Below are 15355 nucleotides of genomic sequence, written 5' to 3' on the forward strand. Positions count from 1 at the left end.
GTCACTTCTGCACGAGGTATTCGGGGCTGGCCATCACCAGCAGCACGGCCGCGGCGACGCGGTTGAGCTGCACGGCGGCGGTGCTGCTCGCCGTGACGGGCGTGGTGTTCAGCGCGGCCACGATGCGGCCCTGCGTGGCCGCGGACACCTGGCCCGCCGACAGCAGCAGCGCTGCCTTGCGCACCAGGGCCGTGGCGTCGGTCACCAGCGGCAGCAGGTTGGCGTAGGTGCAGGCGATGTCGAAGCCGTTGCTCGCGTTGCTGGCGTTTTGCGGCAGGTCGGGCGCGTTCACGAAGATGCCGTTGCGGATGGCGTTCTGCATGAAGTTCAGGTAGCCGCTCACGCTGGTTTCGTTGACGATCTGGAACTCCGGCGCGACCTGGCCGTTGGCGGCCATGGCGGTGGCCGGCGGCACGTAGCCGGGGCGAAAGAAGTTGAACACCGACCCCGCGCGCATCGGGCTTTGCCCCAGGCGCGTGGCGGGGTCGCTCAGGTCGCCGATCTTCCAGCTGCCCTGCGCGGAGCGCAGCCCGAAGGTGCGGCCCCATTGCACGAAGCGCACCATGGGCTCGCGCAGGCGGCCGAACTGCGGGTTCGCCAGCCCCGTGGCGCTGCGCGCTTCGGTGTCGAGCAGCACGGCGGCCACCACCGCGCGCAGGTCGCCCCGGGTGCCGCTGCCGTTGTTGGCGAACGCCGCCGCCACGCGCGCCACGTAGGCGGGGCTGGGGTTGCTGGTCACCAGGCGCTGGATGAGCTGGCGGCCGATGAAGGGGCCGACGTTGGGGTGGTTGAAGAGGGTATCGAGCGCCGTCTTGAGCGCCGCCTCGCCGGGCGTGCCGGCCCCGACGGTGGTGCCCAGGAACGTGGCGGCCAGCGTGGAATGCCGGCTGGCGGTCAGCACCATCGGCAGCCGGGCCTGCTGCGGGCTGGGCACGGTGCTGGTGCCCACGGTGGTGGGCTGGTTCTGGCTGCGGTCGTAGTCGTAGCCGGTGAACACGCGCGCCAGGTTGCTCACGTCGGCGGCGGTGTAGGTCTCCAGCCGGTTGCCGCTGCCGTCGCGCTGCTCGGTGCCGTCGGCGTTGAGCTGGTACAGGCCCAGCGTGAACAGCTGCATCACTTCGCGGGCGTAGTTCTCGTCGGGCTGGCGGCCGGTGCGGGCGTCTTCCTTCTGGTTGCCGCGCGTGTTCAGGTACACGCCCATGGCCGGGTTCAGCGTCACGGCCTCCAGCAGCGCGCGGAAGTTGCCGAGCGCGTGCGTGTTGAGCACATCCCAGTAGCCGGCGGCTAGGAAGGCGTTCCAGGTCTGGTCCAGGCCGTTGACCGAGACCACCATGATCTCCGACAGGGCCAGCGCCACGCGCTTGCGCACCGCGTCGCCCGCAGTGAACAGCTGGTTCCACAGCATGAAGTCGGCCGGGTAGGCCCCGTTGTAGAAGCGCGTGTCGGCATTGGCCACGCCGTAGCCGCGCTGGGTGAGCCAGTCGGTGCCCGTGGTGCCGATGGGCTGGGCGAACTGGCTGGACAGCCAGGCGGCGTAGCCCTGGCCGCGCACCTCGGCGATGGATTCGTCGGTGGCCGAGAACTGCGCCTGCAACAGAAACCGCGCGGCCTCCTCGTCGGTGGCCGGGGCGTTCACGGCCCCCGTGCCGCCGCCCGAGGGCGCCGGGCTGGGGGCGGGGGTGCCCGCGGGGGGCGGCGGGCTGGTGCCGCTGTCTTCGCTGCCACCCCCACCGCCGCCGCAGGCGGCCAGCAGGGCGGCCGTCAGCGCGGCGGCGCCGGCGGCCGGGGCACTGGAAGGCAGCGAGGGGGCGAGGAGCGAGGTGGGCTGCGGGGCCGGCGATGGGCCTGATGGGTGGGGCGCAGGGTGGTCGGCGCCGAGGGCGGGTGCCGCGGGGGTCAGCATCATGGGCGTCTGTCCCGGGCGAACGGGAGCGTGGCGGATGGGGACACGGGCATCGCCGGGGCGTCGGGGCGACGGCGGCGCGCGAGGAGGGGCAGGAATTTTTGGGAACGGCGTGCCCGCCCATTCCGATGACAGGCCGATGCAGCTGTTACATCCGGTCTGTGTCCGGTTGTTACCGCCCGCAGCGGGGCGCGCCGGTCTGCTTCCTCGGCCGCCATGCCCGGCCGGCGCCCGGCCGCGCCGTCAGCGCCCCAGCCGCCGCGCCACCTCGCCGTCCAGCGAGGCCATGAACGCTTCCACGGCGCGCGTGTAGTCGCTGTCCAGGCCGAGGGTGCCGTTGATGTCGCCATGCGAGAGCGCCTGCGGCAGCACCTCGGCGCGGCTGCCGGCCTCGCGCACGCGGCGGGCCATGTGCACGGCCTGCTGGCACGGGTGGTCCGGGCGCACGGTCGAGCACACGAACTGGAACGGCGCCGTGCCCGGCACCAGTTGGTCGTAGGGCGACAGTGCCGTCCAATAGGCCGGGTCGTCGCCGAAGGCCTCGTCGTAGAGCGCGGCGTGGGGCGTCCCCATGAGGGCGGGCAGGTCCAGCACCGCGCTGTCCAGCGACACCGCGCCCAGCCAGGGCACCGCGCCTGCGCGCTGCGCCAGCGCCGGCTGGGCGTTCAGCAGCGCCACCAGGTGCGCGCCCGCCGAATGGCCCATGAGCACGGTCCGGGTGCCGTCGGCCCCCCACTGCGCCGCCCGCTGCTGGACCGTGGCGAGGGCCGTGGCCACGTCGTGCGCCTGCAGCGCCACGCCCGTGTCCGGCAGCAGCCGGTAGTTGACCGACACCAGCACGAAACCGAGCGGCACCCAGCGCGCCACCTTCTCCTGCACCACGCGCTCCATGGCCTTGTCGCCCGTGCGCCACGCGCCGCCGTGGACCATGAAGAGGATCGGCGCCCGTGGCCCGGCGGCCGGCCGCGCGGAGGCGGGCGGCAGGTACACGTCCATGCGCTGCAGCGGGTCGTTGCCGTAGGGCACGTCGAAGAGGCGCTGCACGCCCTCGGGCAGCCGCGAAATGCTGCGGGGGTCCTGCTCCCCCAGCCACCCGACGGCCTTCAGGCCCCCGCCCCCGGCCCAGCGCTCCTGCCAGGGCCCCTGGGCCTGCGCCGGCAAAGCCCATGCGGCGCCGGCCAGCAGCAGCGCGGCCACGAGCGGATGGCGCAGTCCAAGGGGCGCAAGGCGGTGGGACGGCGAGTGGGTGGCGGTGTGGGCGGGGGCGGTCATGGCATCGGGCTCCTGGGAGGGCAGTGGCGGTTGGGTGGGGCGCCGTGCGCGGATCGCTGCGCCCTCGCCGCCACTGTGCCGCGCCACCGTTCCAAAACGATGGCCCGCGCATTCCAAGTGATGACAAACCATGACCGCTGCGCCAGGCCCTGTCATGGCCTGACACGGGCATGCCGATGGCGCCGCGGGCCGGCCCTACCATCGCGGTCAATCACAGGGGTTTTTCCATGACCGATGCGCTGGCCCGGATTCTGGTGGCCGATGACGAACCCGACCTGCGGGCGCTGCTGGAGCGCTACCTGGGCGACCACGGCTACGCCGTGCGCACGGTCGACGGCGCCGGCCCGCTCGACCGGCTGCTGGCGCGCGAGCGCTTCGACGTGCTGGTGCTGGACGTGATGATGCCGGGCGAGGACGGCTTGGCCATCTGCCGCCGCCTGCGCGCGCAGGGCGAGACCATTCCCATCCTCATGCTGACCGCGCGGGGCGACCCGGTGGACCGCATCGTCGGCCTGGAGATGGGCGCCGACGACTACCTGCCCAAACCCTTTCAGCCGCGCGAACTGCTCGCGCGCATCCAGGCCATGGTGCGGCGCCAGCGCATGCTGGGTGCGCACGCCGGCCCCGCGCCCTCGGCCGGGCGCGTGGCGTTCGGCGATTTCACGCTGTGGCTGGACGAGCGCCGGCTGGAACGCGCGGGGCAGGACTTGCCCATCACCACCGCCGAATTCGCGCTGCTGCGCGTGCTGGCCGGCCACCCGCACCGCCCGCTGGGGCGCGACCGGCTCATCGCGCTCGCCCACGGGCCGGCGCATGCCGCCACCGACCGCAGCATCGATGTGCAGGTCATGCGCCTGCGCAAGCTGATCGAGGCGGACCCGGCCCGGCCGCGCCACATCCGCACCGTGTGGGGCGTGGGCTACGTGTTCGTGCCGGATGCCACGGCGCCGCCGCCCGCCGATGGCGCGGAGGCCGCCCCATGAGCGCCCCGGCCGGGTCCGCCACCGGGGCGCGCCGCGCGCGCTGGCCGCGCAGCCTGCTCGGGCGGCAGTGGCTGCTGGTGGCGGCCCTGGTGGTGCTGGGCCAGCTGTGCGCGGCCTGGGTGGCACGGCAGATGGTCCTGCGCCCCCGCGCCGAGCAGGTGGCCGAGGGCGTGGCCCGCCATGTCGATGCGCTGCGCGCCGGGCTGGCCGCGCTGCCCCCTGCGCAGCGGGCGGCCTTCACCGATGCCTTCAACCGCCGCGCCCGGCAGTTGGCCGGCACGGCCGCTGGCGCCGCGCCCGGCGCGCGGCCCTCGCCCGTGGAGCGCACCTTCATGCAGGCCGTGGAGCGCCGCCTGGCGGCCGATCCCGACCGCGCTGGCGTCGCCACCGCCCCCCGCTGGCGGCGCGACGAGGCCGGCGGGCTCGTGCTGCGCGTGTCCTTCGACGGCGCGGACCACTGGCTCGGCCTGCCCGGCCTGTTCCCCACGCGGGAGGCCACGGGTGCCTGGCTGATGGCCACGGTGGCCGGCATGCTGCTGGCGCTGGCCGCGGCCTGGTGGCTGCAGCGGCACCTGCACCGGCCGCTGGCGCGCGTGGTGGCGGCGGCCCGGCGCATCGCACGCGGCCAGCCGCCGCCGCTCCTGCCGGAGGAGGGGCCCGAGGAACTCGCCACCGTCAGCCGCAGCATCAACGCCATGGCGCGCGCCCTGGCCCGCGCCGACCACGACCGCGCACTGATGCTGGCCGGCGTGTCGCACGACCTGCGCACGCCGCTCACCAAGCTGCGCCTGGGCGTGGAGATCGCGCAGCCCCGGCTGGACGGCGACCTGGCCGCCAGCATGGCGCGCAGCATCGACGAGATGGATGCCATCGTCGGCCAGTTCCTCGACTTCGCCCGGGTGGGCGAGGCCGAGGCCCCGGTGCGCGAATCGCTCGACGCCCTGGCCGACGCCGTCGCCCAGGCCCAGGCGGACCACGGCCGCACGGTGCGCGTGGAGCCGGGCGGCGCCCCGCCGCTGCCCCTGCGCCCCCAGGCCCTGCGCCGCGCCGTGGACAATCTGGTGGAGAACGCCTGGCGCCACGGCGCCGCCCCCGTGGTGCTGCGCACGGGCGGGGCCGCGCAGGGGTCGGCCGCGTGGATCGAGGTGCAGGACGGCGGCCCGGGCATCGCGCCGCAGGACCTCGCCCGCGTGCGCGAGCCGTTCGCGCGCGGCGGCGCGGCGCGCTCGGGGTCGCCGGGGGCGGGGCTGGGCCTGGCGATCGTGGAGCGCGTGGCGCGGGCGCACGGGGGCACGCTGGAACTGCATGCCGCGCCCGGGCAGGGGCTGCGGGCGCGCATCGTGCTGCCGCGGGAGAACGGCGCTGGTGGACTGGAAAAGGATTAGCGAAAAATAGGGCTCCAGCGCAATCAGCACTAGGGCATATTGCTATCGAATTTGTAGCGTATCGCCCGGCTGAACCACCGCATCCCCGGCCCCCAGCCGGAACACCCCCGCCGCCCGCACCAGTTCTTCCGCCTGCGCCCGCAGGCTGTTCGCCGCGGCGGCCATCTCCTCGACCAGCGCAGCGTTCTGCTGGGTGGCCTGGTCCATCTCGGTGACGGCCTCGCCCACCTGGGAGACGCCCAGCGACTGCTCGTGGCTGGCCGCGCTGATCTCGCCCATGATGTCCGTCACGCGGCGGATGGCGGTGACCACGTCGGTCATGGTGCTGCCCGCCTGATCGGCCAGGGCGCTGCCCTGCGCCACCCGCTCTACGCTGGCGCCGATCAGCGCCTTGATCTCCTTGGCCGCCTCGGCGCTGCGCTGCGCCAGGCTGCGCACCTCGCCGGCCACGACGGCGAAGCCTCGGCCCTGCTCGCCCGCGCGGGCGGCTTCCACCGCGGCGTTCAGCGCCAGGATGTTGGTCTGGAAGGCGATGCCGTCGATCACGCCGATGATGTCGCCGATCTTGCGCGAGGCGGCGTGGATGCCCTGCATGGTCTCCACCACGCGCGTGACCACGGCGCCGCCCTGCACGGCCACGGTGCTGGCGTGTTCGGCGAGCTGGTTGGCCTGCCGCGCGCTGTCGGCGTTCTGGCGCACGGTGGCGGTCATCTCCTCCATGGAGGCGGCGGTTTCCTCCAGCGCGCTGGCCTGGGCCTCGGTGCGGGCCGACAGGTCCATGTTGCCCTGGGCGATCTGGGCGCTGGCGGTGGCCACGCCCTCGGAGCCGCTGCGCACCTGCGCCACCATGGGCTTGAGGCGCGCGCGCATCTGCTGCTGCGCGGCGATGAGCCGGCCCACCTCGTTGCTGCCGTGGGCGGTGTCCTCGCCGCTCAGGTCGCCCGCGGCCACGGCGCTGGCCAGGTCCACGGCCTGCGCCAGCGGCCGGGTGATGGAGCGCACGAAGACCGCCGCCAGCCCGCCCGCGAGGGCCAGCGCCAGCACCATGGCCAGCGCGGCGACACCCAGGGCACGCTGGTGGCGGGCCACGCGCTGCTGCAGCGCCGCATCCAGGCTGGACATGGCGGTGGCGTTCAGGGCGCTCAGCGCCTCGATGGTGGCCGAGAGGTCGTCGAAGTAGTCCTTGGCGGGCAGGGTGATCTCGGTGGCCTTGAGCAGCCCCCGGTCGGCCAGGCCGCGCGATGCGGCCACGCGCTGGCGCACGGCCGACACCTGGGCGCCCAGCGCCTGCTGCAGGCCGGCATCGCCGGCCATGGCGCGGTCGAAATTGCGGAAGGTGCTTTCCTCCAGCTCGCCCACGCGCTGCTGCAGCGCCTGCAGCGAGCCCTTGCCCTCGGGCGGCAGGCTGGCGCGCGCGAGGTACCCGGCGCCCTGGCCGCGCAGCAGGCCGATTTTTTCGCCCAGCAGCGGGGCGTGGACCAGCGAGGCCTGGATCAGGTCCTGCGTGGCGGTGTCGGGATCGGTCTGGAAGCCGTAGGCGTGCAGCAGCTCCTCGCTCACCCGCAGCAGGTCGGCCACCAGCTGCGTGTGCTGCGCCAGGGCCTGCGCGGCGGGCAGCGCGCGGGCCGCCACGGCCTGCTCCAGCGCGCGCCAGGCCTGCGCCGCGGGGGCTGCGGCGCGGGGGCTGCGGCGGCCGCCATCTGCCGGTCGGCCTCGGCCAGGGCCTTGTTCATCGCATCGCGCACGGCGGGCCGGCGCGCGCCCAGCACCTCGTCCCCGTTGAGCATGGCGGCCGACAGGCCCCGGTGCACCTGCAGCCACTGCGCGGCCTGGTTGACCGCGATGATGGCCGGCGCGCCCGCGCTCTCGTGGCGCGCATCGCCGATCTCCTGCAGCGCGCCGCGCACGTACAGCCCGGTGGGTAGCGCGGACATCAGCACGGCGATCACGCCGAGGATCAGGAATTTCTGAAGCAGGGTGAGGCGGTGGAGGATGGGCATTTTGTGTAAACAAATGTTTGGTTCTGGGGTCTAGCAAGACATGTGCCTCTGCCCCTTGTCTTCCGCTTTCATCTTAATAATTCAATGATTGTTGTATAGTCGAAGCATGAATGAATCCGATGTGGTCAAAGCCCTGGCCGCGCTGGCGCAGGCCGTGCGCCTGCGTGTCTTTCGGGCGCTGGTGGTGGCGGGCGAGGACGGCCTCACGCCCGGCGCCCTGGCCGAGCGCCTGGAGATCGCGCCCAACACCCTGTCGTTCCACCTCAAGGAACTGACGCACGCAGGCCTCGTCAGCCAGGAGCGCCAGGGCCGCAACCTGATCTACCGCGCCGCCTACCCGGCCATGAACGCCCTGCTGGCCTATCTCACCGAAAACTGCTGCCAGGGCGCGCCGTGCCTTCCCGCCGCCGCCAACGCATGCCCGTGCTAGCCATGCCGGCCACGCGTGGGCTTCAGCCACTCCGGGCTCTTTCGCCCCATCGCACTGCCGGCCCTCCGGAGCCCTCCATGAGCGACACCCCACGCGCCCTGAACGTCCTCTTTCTCTGCACCCACAACGCGGCCCGCAGCATCCTGGCCGAGGCCCTGCTCAACGACCTGGGCCGGGGCCGCTTCCAGGCCCACTCCGCCGGCAGCCACCCGCGCGCCCACCAGCGGCCCAATCCGCTGGGCATCCAGGTGCTGCGCAGCGCAGGCATTGCGACCGACGGCCTGCGCAGCAAAAGCTGGGACGAATTCGCCGCGCCGGGGGCGCCCGCCATGGACCTGGTCATCACCGTCTGCGACAGCGCGGCCGGCGAGGTGTGCCCGATCTGGCCGGGGCACCCGGCCACGGCCCACTGGTGCCATGCCGACCCCAGCGAAGGCGGCGGCACCGATGCCGAGAAGCTGGGCGCGTTCCGCAACACGCTGCACGCCATGAAGCGGCAACTGGAGCGGCTGGTCGCCCTGCCGCCGGACCGGCTGGACCCCGCCGTGCTGCAAGCCAGCGTCCGCCAACTGGCCTGCGATTGAGGGCAGGGCGAAGCCGACACGCGTATGAATCCTGACCTTCCGAATCTCGACGCCGCGCTGCTGCACCCCGTCGATCCCGAGCGGCTGTTTCCCGCGCAGCGCGCCACCCATGCCCCGCGCATCCTGCTGCTGTACGGCTCGGTGCGCGAGCGGTCCTACAGCCGGCTGCTGACCGAAGAGGCGGCGCGGCTGCTGCGGGCCCTGGGCGCCGAGGCGCGCATCTTCGATCCGCGCGGCCTGCCGCTGCCGGACGCGGCGCCCGACGACCACCCCAAGGTGGCCGAGCTGCGCACGCTCGCCCAGTGGGCGGAAGGCATGGTCTGGACGTCCCCCGAGCGCCATGGCGCGATGACGGGCATCCTCAAGATGCAGATCGACTGGATTCCGCTGTCGGTCGGCGCGGTGCGACCCACCCAGGGCAAGACGCTGGCGGTGATGGAGGTCTCGGGCGGCTCGCAGTCCTTCAATGCCGTCAACCAGATGCGGGTGCTGGGCCGCTGGATGCGCATGGTCACCATCCCCAACCAGTCCTCCGTGGCGAAGGCGTTCCTCGAATTCGACGAGGCCGGCCGCATGAAGCCGTCGAGCTACTACGAGCGCGTGGTGGATGTGATGGAAGAGCTGGTGAAGTTCACCCTGCTGACGCGCGACGGCGCGGCCTACCTGGTGGACCGCTACAGCGAGCGCCGGGAAAGCGCGCAGGCCCTGTCGCAGCGCGTGAACCAGCGCAGCCTCTGAGCGGTCAGCGGCAGCGGCAGCGGCAGCGGCAGCGGCAGCGGGGGCGGGGGCGGGCGGCGGGCGGTGCCGCGCACGCCGGGCTGTCCCGCGCGGCCACACGGACACCGGGGCCGTGCTGAATAATCGATCTTCTCGCGCCCCCCTTCCCCCGCCCCTTTTTTTCTGCGCCGGTCTGCCGGCGAACCGCCGCATGCCCTGTCCCGTGCTTCCTTCCGCCTTCGCCGCGCTGCCGCGCCCTGGACGACATCGCTTGCCCTGCCTGCCGGGCCGCAGGGGGGCTGCATGAGCGCCGCGGCCCGGGCGCCGGCCGGCGATGCGATGGGTTCGCGCGATGTGCTGGCCGCGATGGCCGTGGTGGTCATCTGGGGGGTCAATTTCGTGGCGATGAAGTGGGGCCTGCGCTACTTCACGCCGTTCCAGCTCGGGGCCGTGCGCTACCTGTTCGCCGCGCTGCCGCTGGTGTTCTTCCTCAAGCCGCCGCGCATGCATTGGCGCTGGGTGCTGCTGTTCGGGCTGTTCCAAGGCGTGGGGCAGTTCGGCTTCGGCTTTTTCGCCCTGAAGCTGGGCATGACGGCGGCGCTGGCCAGCGTGCTCATGCAGACGCAGGTGTTTTTCACCGCGCTGTTCGCGTTCGGCATCCTGCGCGAGCGGCCCGGGCGGCCGCTGGTGCTGGGCATGGCGATCGCGGCGGTGGGCCTCGGATGCTTCGCCATGAACTTCATCGGGCCGGGGGCCACCGGCACGGGCGTGGGCGGCGCGACGCTGGTGGGCATCTGCCTCACGCTGTGCGCGGCCGCGTCCTGGGCGGTGTCCAACATCGTCTCGCGCATGGCGCAGCGGGCATCGCCGGGCTACAAGCCGCTGTCGTTCGTGGTGTGGAGCAGCCTGGTGCCGGTGCTGCCGTTCGCGGCGCTGTCGGCCCTGACCGATGCGGACGCGGGCCGCTGGCTGCACTGGGACGCCTGGGCCGCGCTGCCTCCGGTCGCCTGGGGCTCGATCGCCTACCTGGGCTGGGTGGCCACCATCGTCGGCTACGGCCTGTGGACGGGGCTGCTCACCCGCTACCCGGCCAACCGCGTGGCGCCCTTCAGCCTGGGCGTGCCCGTGGTAGGGCTGGCCGCCGGGCTGCTGGTGCTGGGCGAGGTCGTCACCGCCTGGCAGTGGGCCGGCGTGGCCTGCGTGGTGCTGGCGCTGGGGTGCGTGGTGCTCGGGCCGCGCTGGGAGCGGCGCTGACCGGGCGCGGTCGCTCAATCGGCACCCGTTCAACGCGCTACAGCGGCCGGCGGCGGGCGTAGCGCACCACCGTCACCCCTGCGCGCGCCTGGCGCGTGGAGGGCATGACGAGCACGCAGTCGTCGTACGGCGTGGTGACGGGCTCGCCGTCGTTGTCGCCGATCACCGTGCCGGCCTTGGGGATCACTTCCAGGCCGGTGAACGGCTGCGTGAAGCGGAAGGCGCTGCTCTTGGCGACCACCGGGCCGGTCACCTCCAGCACCCACTGGCGCGGCGCATCGGGCTGGCGCCAGCCGGGCAGCAGCGCGGCCAGCGCCTCGGGGTGGAGCACCTGCGCCGCCGCGAGGAAGCGCGCGCACTGGTCGTAGGCCACGGTGCGGCTGGACAGCGCGCCATGGAAGCCGCATTCCACCAGCAGCGAGCGGCGGTCGCCGGCCTGCGCGTCGGGCAGGCCGAAGTGCCCGTAGTCGCGCATGCGCACGCCGTCCTGGTGGCCCGCATCGGCCACGATGTGCTCGGGCGTGCCCATGCGGCGGGCCAGCTCCAGGTTGCGCGGGTGCAGGCCGGTGAGCAGGAGCGGCGCCCCGGGCTCGTGCATCGAATGCAGGTCGAGCAGCCAGTCGGCGCGCGCCACGAAGGGCCGCAGCGCGGCGGCGCGGCGGCGCTCGCGCGTGTCGCCCGCATCCATGCGCTCGTCGGTCCACTGGCGGTTCATGTCCTGGTCGGTGAAGCGCGAGGCGTCGTGGTCGGCCGGATCGAAGCGGTCGAAGGCCTCCAGGTTGCAGAACGCCAGCGTGAGCGCGCCCTGCTGCGGGCGCAGCCCCGCCGCCAGCAGGCCCTGCAGCGCCCAGGCGCCGCACAGCTCGTTGCCGTGCACCAGGGCGCTGATGAGGGCATGGCGGCCGGGCAGGCCGGAGTCGAAGTGCCACACGCCTTCGGTGCCGGTGTTGCCGGCGCGCCAGGGCGTGAGGTCGGGGGCGGGGAGTGCGAAGGTCCGGGGCATCAAGGTCACTCCTCGATCTTGGCGAATTCGACGATCTTCTGGTACTTGGCCACTTCCGCGGCGATGAACTGGTCGGCGTTCAGGCTGGTGGAGGCCACGGTCGAGCCGGAGGCTTCCATTTTCTTGCGGAAGTCGGGCGACTGCAGCGTCTCGTTCAGCGCCTTCTTGAGCTTGTCGTGCACGGGCTTGGGCAGCTTGGCCGGGCCCATCAGGGCGAACCACACGCCGATGTCCACGTTCTTGTACTGCGGCAGCTCGGCCAGCGCTGGAATGTCGGGCGTGATGGCCGAGCGCTTGGCCTCGGTCGTGCCCAGCGCGACGACCTTGCCGCTCTTGATGTGGGGCAGGCCGCTGGAGAGCACGAACACGCCGAACTCCAGGTTGTTGCCCAGCAGGTCGTTGGTGAGCGGGGCCACGCCGCGGTAGGGGATGTGCGTCATGAACAGCTTGCCCTGCTCCTTGACCATCTCGCCCGCCAGGTGCAGCGAGGTGCCCACGCCCGAGCTGCCGTAGCTGTACTTGCCGGGGTTCCTGGACACGCGCTGCGTGAACTCGGTCGCGTTCTTCACGCCCGAGCCGGTGGAGGCCACCAGCACCAGCGGCTGCGATGCGATCACGCCGATGGCGGTGAAGTCCTTCACGTCGTACTTGACCTTCTTGGTCACCAGCTTGTTGATGGCGATCTCGTTACTCGCGCCCACGAGCAGCGTGTAGCCGTCCGGCGCGGCGCTGGCCACCTTCTGCGCGCCGATGGCGCCGCCGGCGCCGCCCACGTTCTCGATCACGACCGGTACGCCCAGGCGCGCGCCCAGTTCCTGCGCCACCGTGCGCCCGGTGAGGTCGGTGCTGCCGCCGGGCGGGTAGCCGACGACGATGGTGATGGGCTTGCTCGGGTAGCTGTCCTGCGCGGCGGCGGGGCCGGCAGCCAGCAGGGTGAGGCCGCACAGCAAAAGCGTGCGGCGGAAGGCGGGGTGGGCATGCATCGGAGTCTCCTGGTGGGGTGTGGGCCGATTGTGCGAAGGCAGGCAGGGCGCGGGGGTGCCGAGTCGGCACGCCATGGTGCTGTTTCGGCACGCGGGCGCCAAGGGGGCGAACCCGATGACGGCGCGGGCCGTCACCGCGTGGCGATGGCGCGCCAGATCGCCTCGGCCTGCGTGCTCAGCCGGCGCTTGGGCCGGTACAGCCGCACGTCGAACTTCGCCTCCATGCTGCGGTCGCCCGCCTTGGCCAGCCGGCCGGCCTTGCAGTCGGCATGCACCATGGACCACGGCAGCCAGGCCACGCCCAGGCCCTTGTGCACGTATTCGTATTGCGCATCGGCCGAGTCGCACTCCACCGTGCGCTGCAGGCGCTGCGTGACCGGGTGGTGCGCCAGCTGGTCCTCCACCAGCCGGCCCAGCGCCAGCGTGCGCGCGTAGGCCAGGTAGGGAATGGGGCCCGCGCCCGCCAGCGGGTGCAGCGCCGCGCCCTGCGCCGTGGCGCGCGACACGGGCACCAGCCGGTCCGAGGCCAGCGTGATGTGCGAGAACTGGCGCGCATCCAGCCGGATGGCCAGCGCCGGGTGGTGGTAGGCGATGGAAAAATCCGCCTCGCCGCGCTCCAGCAGGGCCACGGTGTCGGCCAGCGCGCGGGTCAGGATGCACAGCTCGCAGTCCTTCATCACCGGGCGCAGCCGCACCAGCAGGTCGGCCACCACGGTGCGGGCCAGCGTGCGGCCCGTGGTGAGCGTGACGGTGCGCGCCATCTGCTCGGCCGTGTCCAGAAAGACCTGGCCCGCCGCCGTCAGCCGAACGGGGCCGCTGCCGGGCTCGACCAGCGGCGTGCCGGCCCAGGCCTCCAGCGCGCGGATGCGGCGCCCGAAGGCCGGGTGCGTCACGTGGCGCAGCTCGGCCGCGCGCGTGTAGCTGCGCTCCTGCGCCAGCACGATGAAGTCTTCCAGCCACTTGAGCTGCATGGCCGGCGGTGTTTGAGCGAAGGGGCGGCGGGGCGCGCGGCGCTCAGGCGCGGGCGGCGTTCAACGTGTCCCGCGTGGCCAGGGCCACGGCGCGCGCGGCTGTGGCGAAGCCCTCGCCATCGGCCGCGTACAGGATCGCGCGGGACGAGTTCACGAGGATCGGGCCGCCCTCGCGCCGCCCGGCCCGCACCGTGGCCGCCGCATCGCCGCCCTGCGCGCCCACGCCGGGAATCAAGAGCGGCAACGTGGGCGCCAGGGCGCGCACGCGCTCGATCTCGGCCGGGTAGGTCGCGCCCACCACGAGGCCCAGCTGGCCGTTGGTGTTCCACGGGCCTTGCGCCAGCCGCGCGACGTGCTCGTACAGCAGCGGCTGCCCGTCCACGCTGGCCAGCCGCTGGTTCTGCAGGTCGTCGCCGCCCGGGTTGGAGGTGCGGCACAGCAGGAAGGCGCCCTTGCCGTGGTAGGCCAGGTAGGGCTCGATGGAATCGAAGCCCATGAAGGGCGAGAGCGTCACCGCATCGGCGCCGTAGCGCTCGAAGGCCTCGCGGGCGTACTGCCCGGCGGTGGAGCCGATGTCGCCGCGCTTGGCGTCCAGCACCACCGGCACGTGCGGCGCGGTGGCGCGCATGTGGGCCATGAGGCGTTCGAGCTGGTCTTCGGCGCGGTGCGCGGCGAAATAGGCGATCTGCGGCTTGAAGGCGCAGGCCAGGTCGGCGGTGGCATCGACGATGGCCGCGCAGAAGTCGTAGATCTTGCGGGCGTCGCCGCGCATCGCTGCGGGAAACCGGTCGGGTTCGGGGTCCAGGCCCACGCACAGCATGGAGTCGTTCTGCGCGGCCGCGCCCTGCAGCATGTCGATGAAGGTCATGGGGCGCGATTTTAGGGGGCGGGGCCGCCGGTGGCGCCGCGAGCGCCGCCGCGCCCGTCCCGGCACAATGCCGCGCATGCCCGCCCTGTCCCCCCGCCAGCTTGTCGCCCTGATCCTCGTCACCCTCATCTGGGGCTTCAACTGGCCGGTCATGAAGCTCGGCGTGGCGGGCTTTCCGCCGCTGGCCTTCCGCGCGATCTCGCTGTGGCTGGGCCTGCCCGTGCTGGCCCTGACGCTGGTGCTGCTCAAGGCCCCGTTCGCCGTGCCGCGCGCCTACTGGCTGCCGTTGGCGGGCCTGGGGCTCGTCAACATGGTGCTGTGGCACGCCTTCAGCATTACCGCCATTCCGTCGCTGTCCAGCGGGCGCGCGGCCATCCTGGGCTACACCATGCCGATCTTCTCGGCCGTGCTGGGCGCGCTGTGCTTCGGCCACCGCTTGGCGCCGCGCGCGTGGGCGGGCGTGGCGGCGGCGGCCGGGGGCGTGCTGCTGCTGCTGTGGCACGAACTCAGCCAGCTCGGCGGCCGGCCCGTCGGCGTGGGGCTGATGCTCACCGCCGCCGCCTGCTGGGCGCTGGGCACGCAGCTGCTGCGGCGCAGCACCCTGCCGCTGCCGGTGCTCACGCTGTCGTTCTGGATGACGGTGCAGAGCACCGTGGTGCTGAGCCTGCTGTCGCTGCTGCTGGAGCACGACCGCTGGCAGGCCCCGTCCGCCGTGGGCTGGGGCGCCATCGCCTTCAACGCGGTGCTGGTGCTCGGCTTCGCGCAGCCGGCGTGGTTCTTCCTGGTGCGCGGCCTGCCGCCCGTGGCGTCCACCTTGAGCGTGATGATGATCCCGGTGCTGGGCGTGTTCAGCGGCGCGGTCTGGCTGGGCGAGCGCCTGCACTGGCAGGACTGGGCGGCCGTGGCGCTGATGGTGCTGGCGATCGCCTCGGTGCTGTGGCCGCAGCGCCCTGCGGCCACAGCGGGTGCGGCATGAAAAGTGCCTCCAGCACAATAACCACT

At 73.1% G+C, this 15355-nt stretch carries 13 protein-coding genes and 1 pseudogene; 7 read left to right on the forward strand and 7 right to left on the reverse strand.

Annotated features, from left to right (window positions below; translation table 11 throughout):
* Position 1 precedes the first annotated feature (1 nt).
* Positions 2 to 1903: a DUF1800 domain-containing protein gene (locus tag AVAK2825_RS15820; RefSeq protein WP_502870555.1), complete on the reverse strand. Its 1902-nt coding sequence runs from the start codon at positions 1901 to 1903 to the stop codon at positions 2 to 4.
* A gap of 243 nt (positions 1904 to 2146) precedes the next feature.
* Positions 2147 to 3175, reverse strand: coding sequence for an alpha/beta hydrolase (locus tag AVAK2825_RS15825; RefSeq protein WP_284400549.1), 1029 nt, complete (start codon positions 3173 to 3175; stop codon positions 2147 to 2149).
* A gap of 227 nt (positions 3176 to 3402) precedes the next feature.
* Between AVAK2825_RS15825 and ompR the strand changes: the two genes are divergently transcribed.
* Both ompR and AVAK2825_RS15835 read left to right on the forward strand, forming a co-directional pair.
* On the forward strand, positions 3403 to 4158 hold the full coding sequence (gene ompR / locus AVAK2825_RS15830; protein WP_284400551.1) for an osmolarity response regulator transcription factor OmpR: 756 nt from the start codon (positions 3403 to 3405) through the stop codon (positions 4156 to 4158).
* Positions 4155 to 5543, forward strand: coding sequence for an ATP-binding protein (locus AVAK2825_RS15835; protein WP_284400553.1), 1389 nt, complete (start codon positions 4155 to 4157; stop codon positions 5541 to 5543). Before ompR ends, AVAK2825_RS15835 begins: the two co-directional genes overlap by 4 nt.
* A 42-nt stretch (positions 5544 to 5585) precedes the next feature.
* On the opposite strand, the pseudogene AVAK2825_RS15840 reads toward AVAK2825_RS15835, so the two are convergent.
* Positions 5586 to 7543, reverse strand: a pseudogene (locus AVAK2825_RS15840) (methyl-accepting chemotaxis protein).
* 106 nt (positions 7544 to 7649) lie between these two features.
* Here AVAK2825_RS15840 and AVAK2825_RS15845 point away from each other — a divergent pair.
* From AVAK2825_RS15845 to AVAK2825_RS15860, 4 genes are all read left to right on the forward strand, one after another.
* A complete protein-coding gene (locus AVAK2825_RS15845) occupies positions 7650 to 7973 on the forward strand; it encodes an ArsR/SmtB family transcription factor (RefSeq protein ID WP_284400555.1) in 324 nt (107 codons plus the stop codon).
* 77 nt (positions 7974 to 8050) lie between these two features.
* Positions 8051 to 8557 (forward strand): arsenate reductase ArsC, encoded by a 507-nt coding sequence (locus AVAK2825_RS15850; protein WP_284400557.1) that lies wholly within the window; start codon positions 8051 to 8053, stop codon positions 8555 to 8557.
* A gap of 24 nt (positions 8558 to 8581) precedes the next feature.
* Entirely contained in the window at positions 8582 to 9295 is a 714-nt protein-coding gene (arsH, locus tag AVAK2825_RS15855; RefSeq protein ID WP_284400561.1) for an arsenical resistance protein ArsH, read from the forward strand.
* 282 nt (positions 9296 to 9577) lie between these two features.
* Positions 9578 to 10528 carry an EamA family transporter gene (locus tag AVAK2825_RS15860; protein ID WP_284400563.1) on the forward strand — a complete coding sequence of 317 codons (951 nt, stop codon included), beginning with the start codon at positions 9578 to 9580 and terminating at the stop codon, positions 10526 to 10528.
* Between the two features lie 37 nt (positions 10529 to 10565).
* Here the strand turns inward: AVAK2825_RS15860 and AVAK2825_RS15865 are convergent, their stop codons facing one another.
* From AVAK2825_RS15865 to pyrF, 4 genes are all read right to left on the reverse strand, one after another.
* Positions 10566 to 11531: a M14 family metallopeptidase gene (locus AVAK2825_RS15865; RefSeq protein WP_284400566.1), complete on the reverse strand. Its 966-nt coding sequence runs from the start codon at positions 11529 to 11531 to the stop codon at positions 10566 to 10568.
* 5 nt (positions 11532 to 11536) lie between these two features.
* The gene (locus AVAK2825_RS15870) at positions 11537 to 12514 is read right to left on the reverse strand and encodes a Bug family tripartite tricarboxylate transporter substrate binding protein (protein ID WP_284400571.1); all 978 of its coding nucleotides are present in this window, start codon (positions 12512 to 12514) and stop codon (positions 11537 to 11539) included.
* A gap of 131 nt (positions 12515 to 12645) precedes the next feature.
* Complete coding sequence (locus tag AVAK2825_RS15875; protein ID WP_284400574.1) at positions 12646 to 13485, reverse strand: LysR family transcriptional regulator; 840 nt, start codon at positions 13483 to 13485, stop codon at positions 12646 to 12648.
* A 43-nt stretch (positions 13486 to 13528) separates the two neighbouring features.
* Complete coding sequence (pyrF, locus tag AVAK2825_RS15880) at positions 13529 to 14353, reverse strand: orotidine-5'-phosphate decarboxylase (RefSeq protein ID WP_272566499.1); 825 nt, start codon at positions 14351 to 14353, stop codon at positions 13529 to 13531.
* Between the two features lie 76 nt (positions 14354 to 14429).
* On the opposite strand from pyrF, the gene AVAK2825_RS15885 reads away from it, so the two are divergent.
* On the forward strand, positions 14430 to 15329 hold the full coding sequence (locus tag AVAK2825_RS15885) for a DMT family transporter (protein WP_284400580.1): 900 nt from the start codon (positions 14430 to 14432) through the stop codon (positions 15327 to 15329).
* Positions 15330 to 15355: the final 26 nt, after the last annotated feature.

The organism is Acidovorax sp. SUPP2825 (genome assembly GCF_030158995.1).
Taxonomy (GTDB): Bacteria; Pseudomonadota; Gammaproteobacteria; order Burkholderiales; family Burkholderiaceae_C; genus Paracidovorax.

What these genes read in the sequence shown, in the direction of transcription:
- AVAK2825_RS15820 (WP_502870555.1), bottom strand. Translation starts at nt 1,903, where the DNA reads ATGCTGACCCCCGCGGCACCCGCCCTCGGCGCCGACCACCCTGCGCCC.
- AVAK2825_RS15825 (WP_284400549.1), bottom strand. Translation starts at nt 3,175, where the DNA reads ATGACCGCCCCCGCCCACACCGCCACCCACTCGCCGTCCCACCGCCTT.
- ompR (WP_284400551.1), top strand. Translation starts at nt 3,403, where the DNA reads ATGACCGATGCGCTGGCCCGGATTCTGGTGGCCGATGACGAACCCGAC.
- AVAK2825_RS15835 (WP_284400553.1), top strand. Translation starts at nt 4,155, where the DNA reads ATGAGCGCCCCGGCCGGGTCCGCCACCGGGGCGCGCCGCGCGCGCTGG.
- AVAK2825_RS15845 (WP_284400555.1), top strand. Translation starts at nt 7,650, where the DNA reads ATGAATGAATCCGATGTGGTCAAAGCCCTGGCCGCGCTGGCGCAGGCC.
- AVAK2825_RS15850 (WP_284400557.1), top strand. Translation starts at nt 8,051, where the DNA reads ATGAGCGACACCCCACGCGCCCTGAACGTCCTCTTTCTCTGCACCCAC.
- arsH (WP_284400561.1), top strand. Translation starts at nt 8,582, where the DNA reads ATGAATCCTGACCTTCCGAATCTCGACGCCGCGCTGCTGCACCCCGTC.
- AVAK2825_RS15860 (WP_284400563.1), top strand. Translation starts at nt 9,578, where the DNA reads ATGAGCGCCGCGGCCCGGGCGCCGGCCGGCGATGCGATGGGTTCGCGC.
- AVAK2825_RS15865 (WP_284400566.1), bottom strand. Translation starts at nt 11,531, where the DNA reads ATGCCCCGGACCTTCGCACTCCCCGCCCCCGACCTCACGCCCTGGCGC.
- AVAK2825_RS15870 (WP_284400571.1), bottom strand. Translation starts at nt 12,514, where the DNA reads ATGCATGCCCACCCCGCCTTCCGCCGCACGCTTTTGCTGTGCGGCCTC.
- AVAK2825_RS15875 (WP_284400574.1), bottom strand. Translation starts at nt 13,485, where the DNA reads ATGCAGCTCAAGTGGCTGGAAGACTTCATCGTGCTGGCGCAGGAGCGC.
- pyrF (WP_272566499.1), bottom strand. Translation starts at nt 14,353, where the DNA reads ATGACCTTCATCGACATGCTGCAGGGCGCGGCCGCGCAGAACGACTCC.
- AVAK2825_RS15885 (WP_284400580.1), top strand. Translation starts at nt 14,430, where the DNA reads ATGCCCGCCCTGTCCCCCCGCCAGCTTGTCGCCCTGATCCTCGTCACC.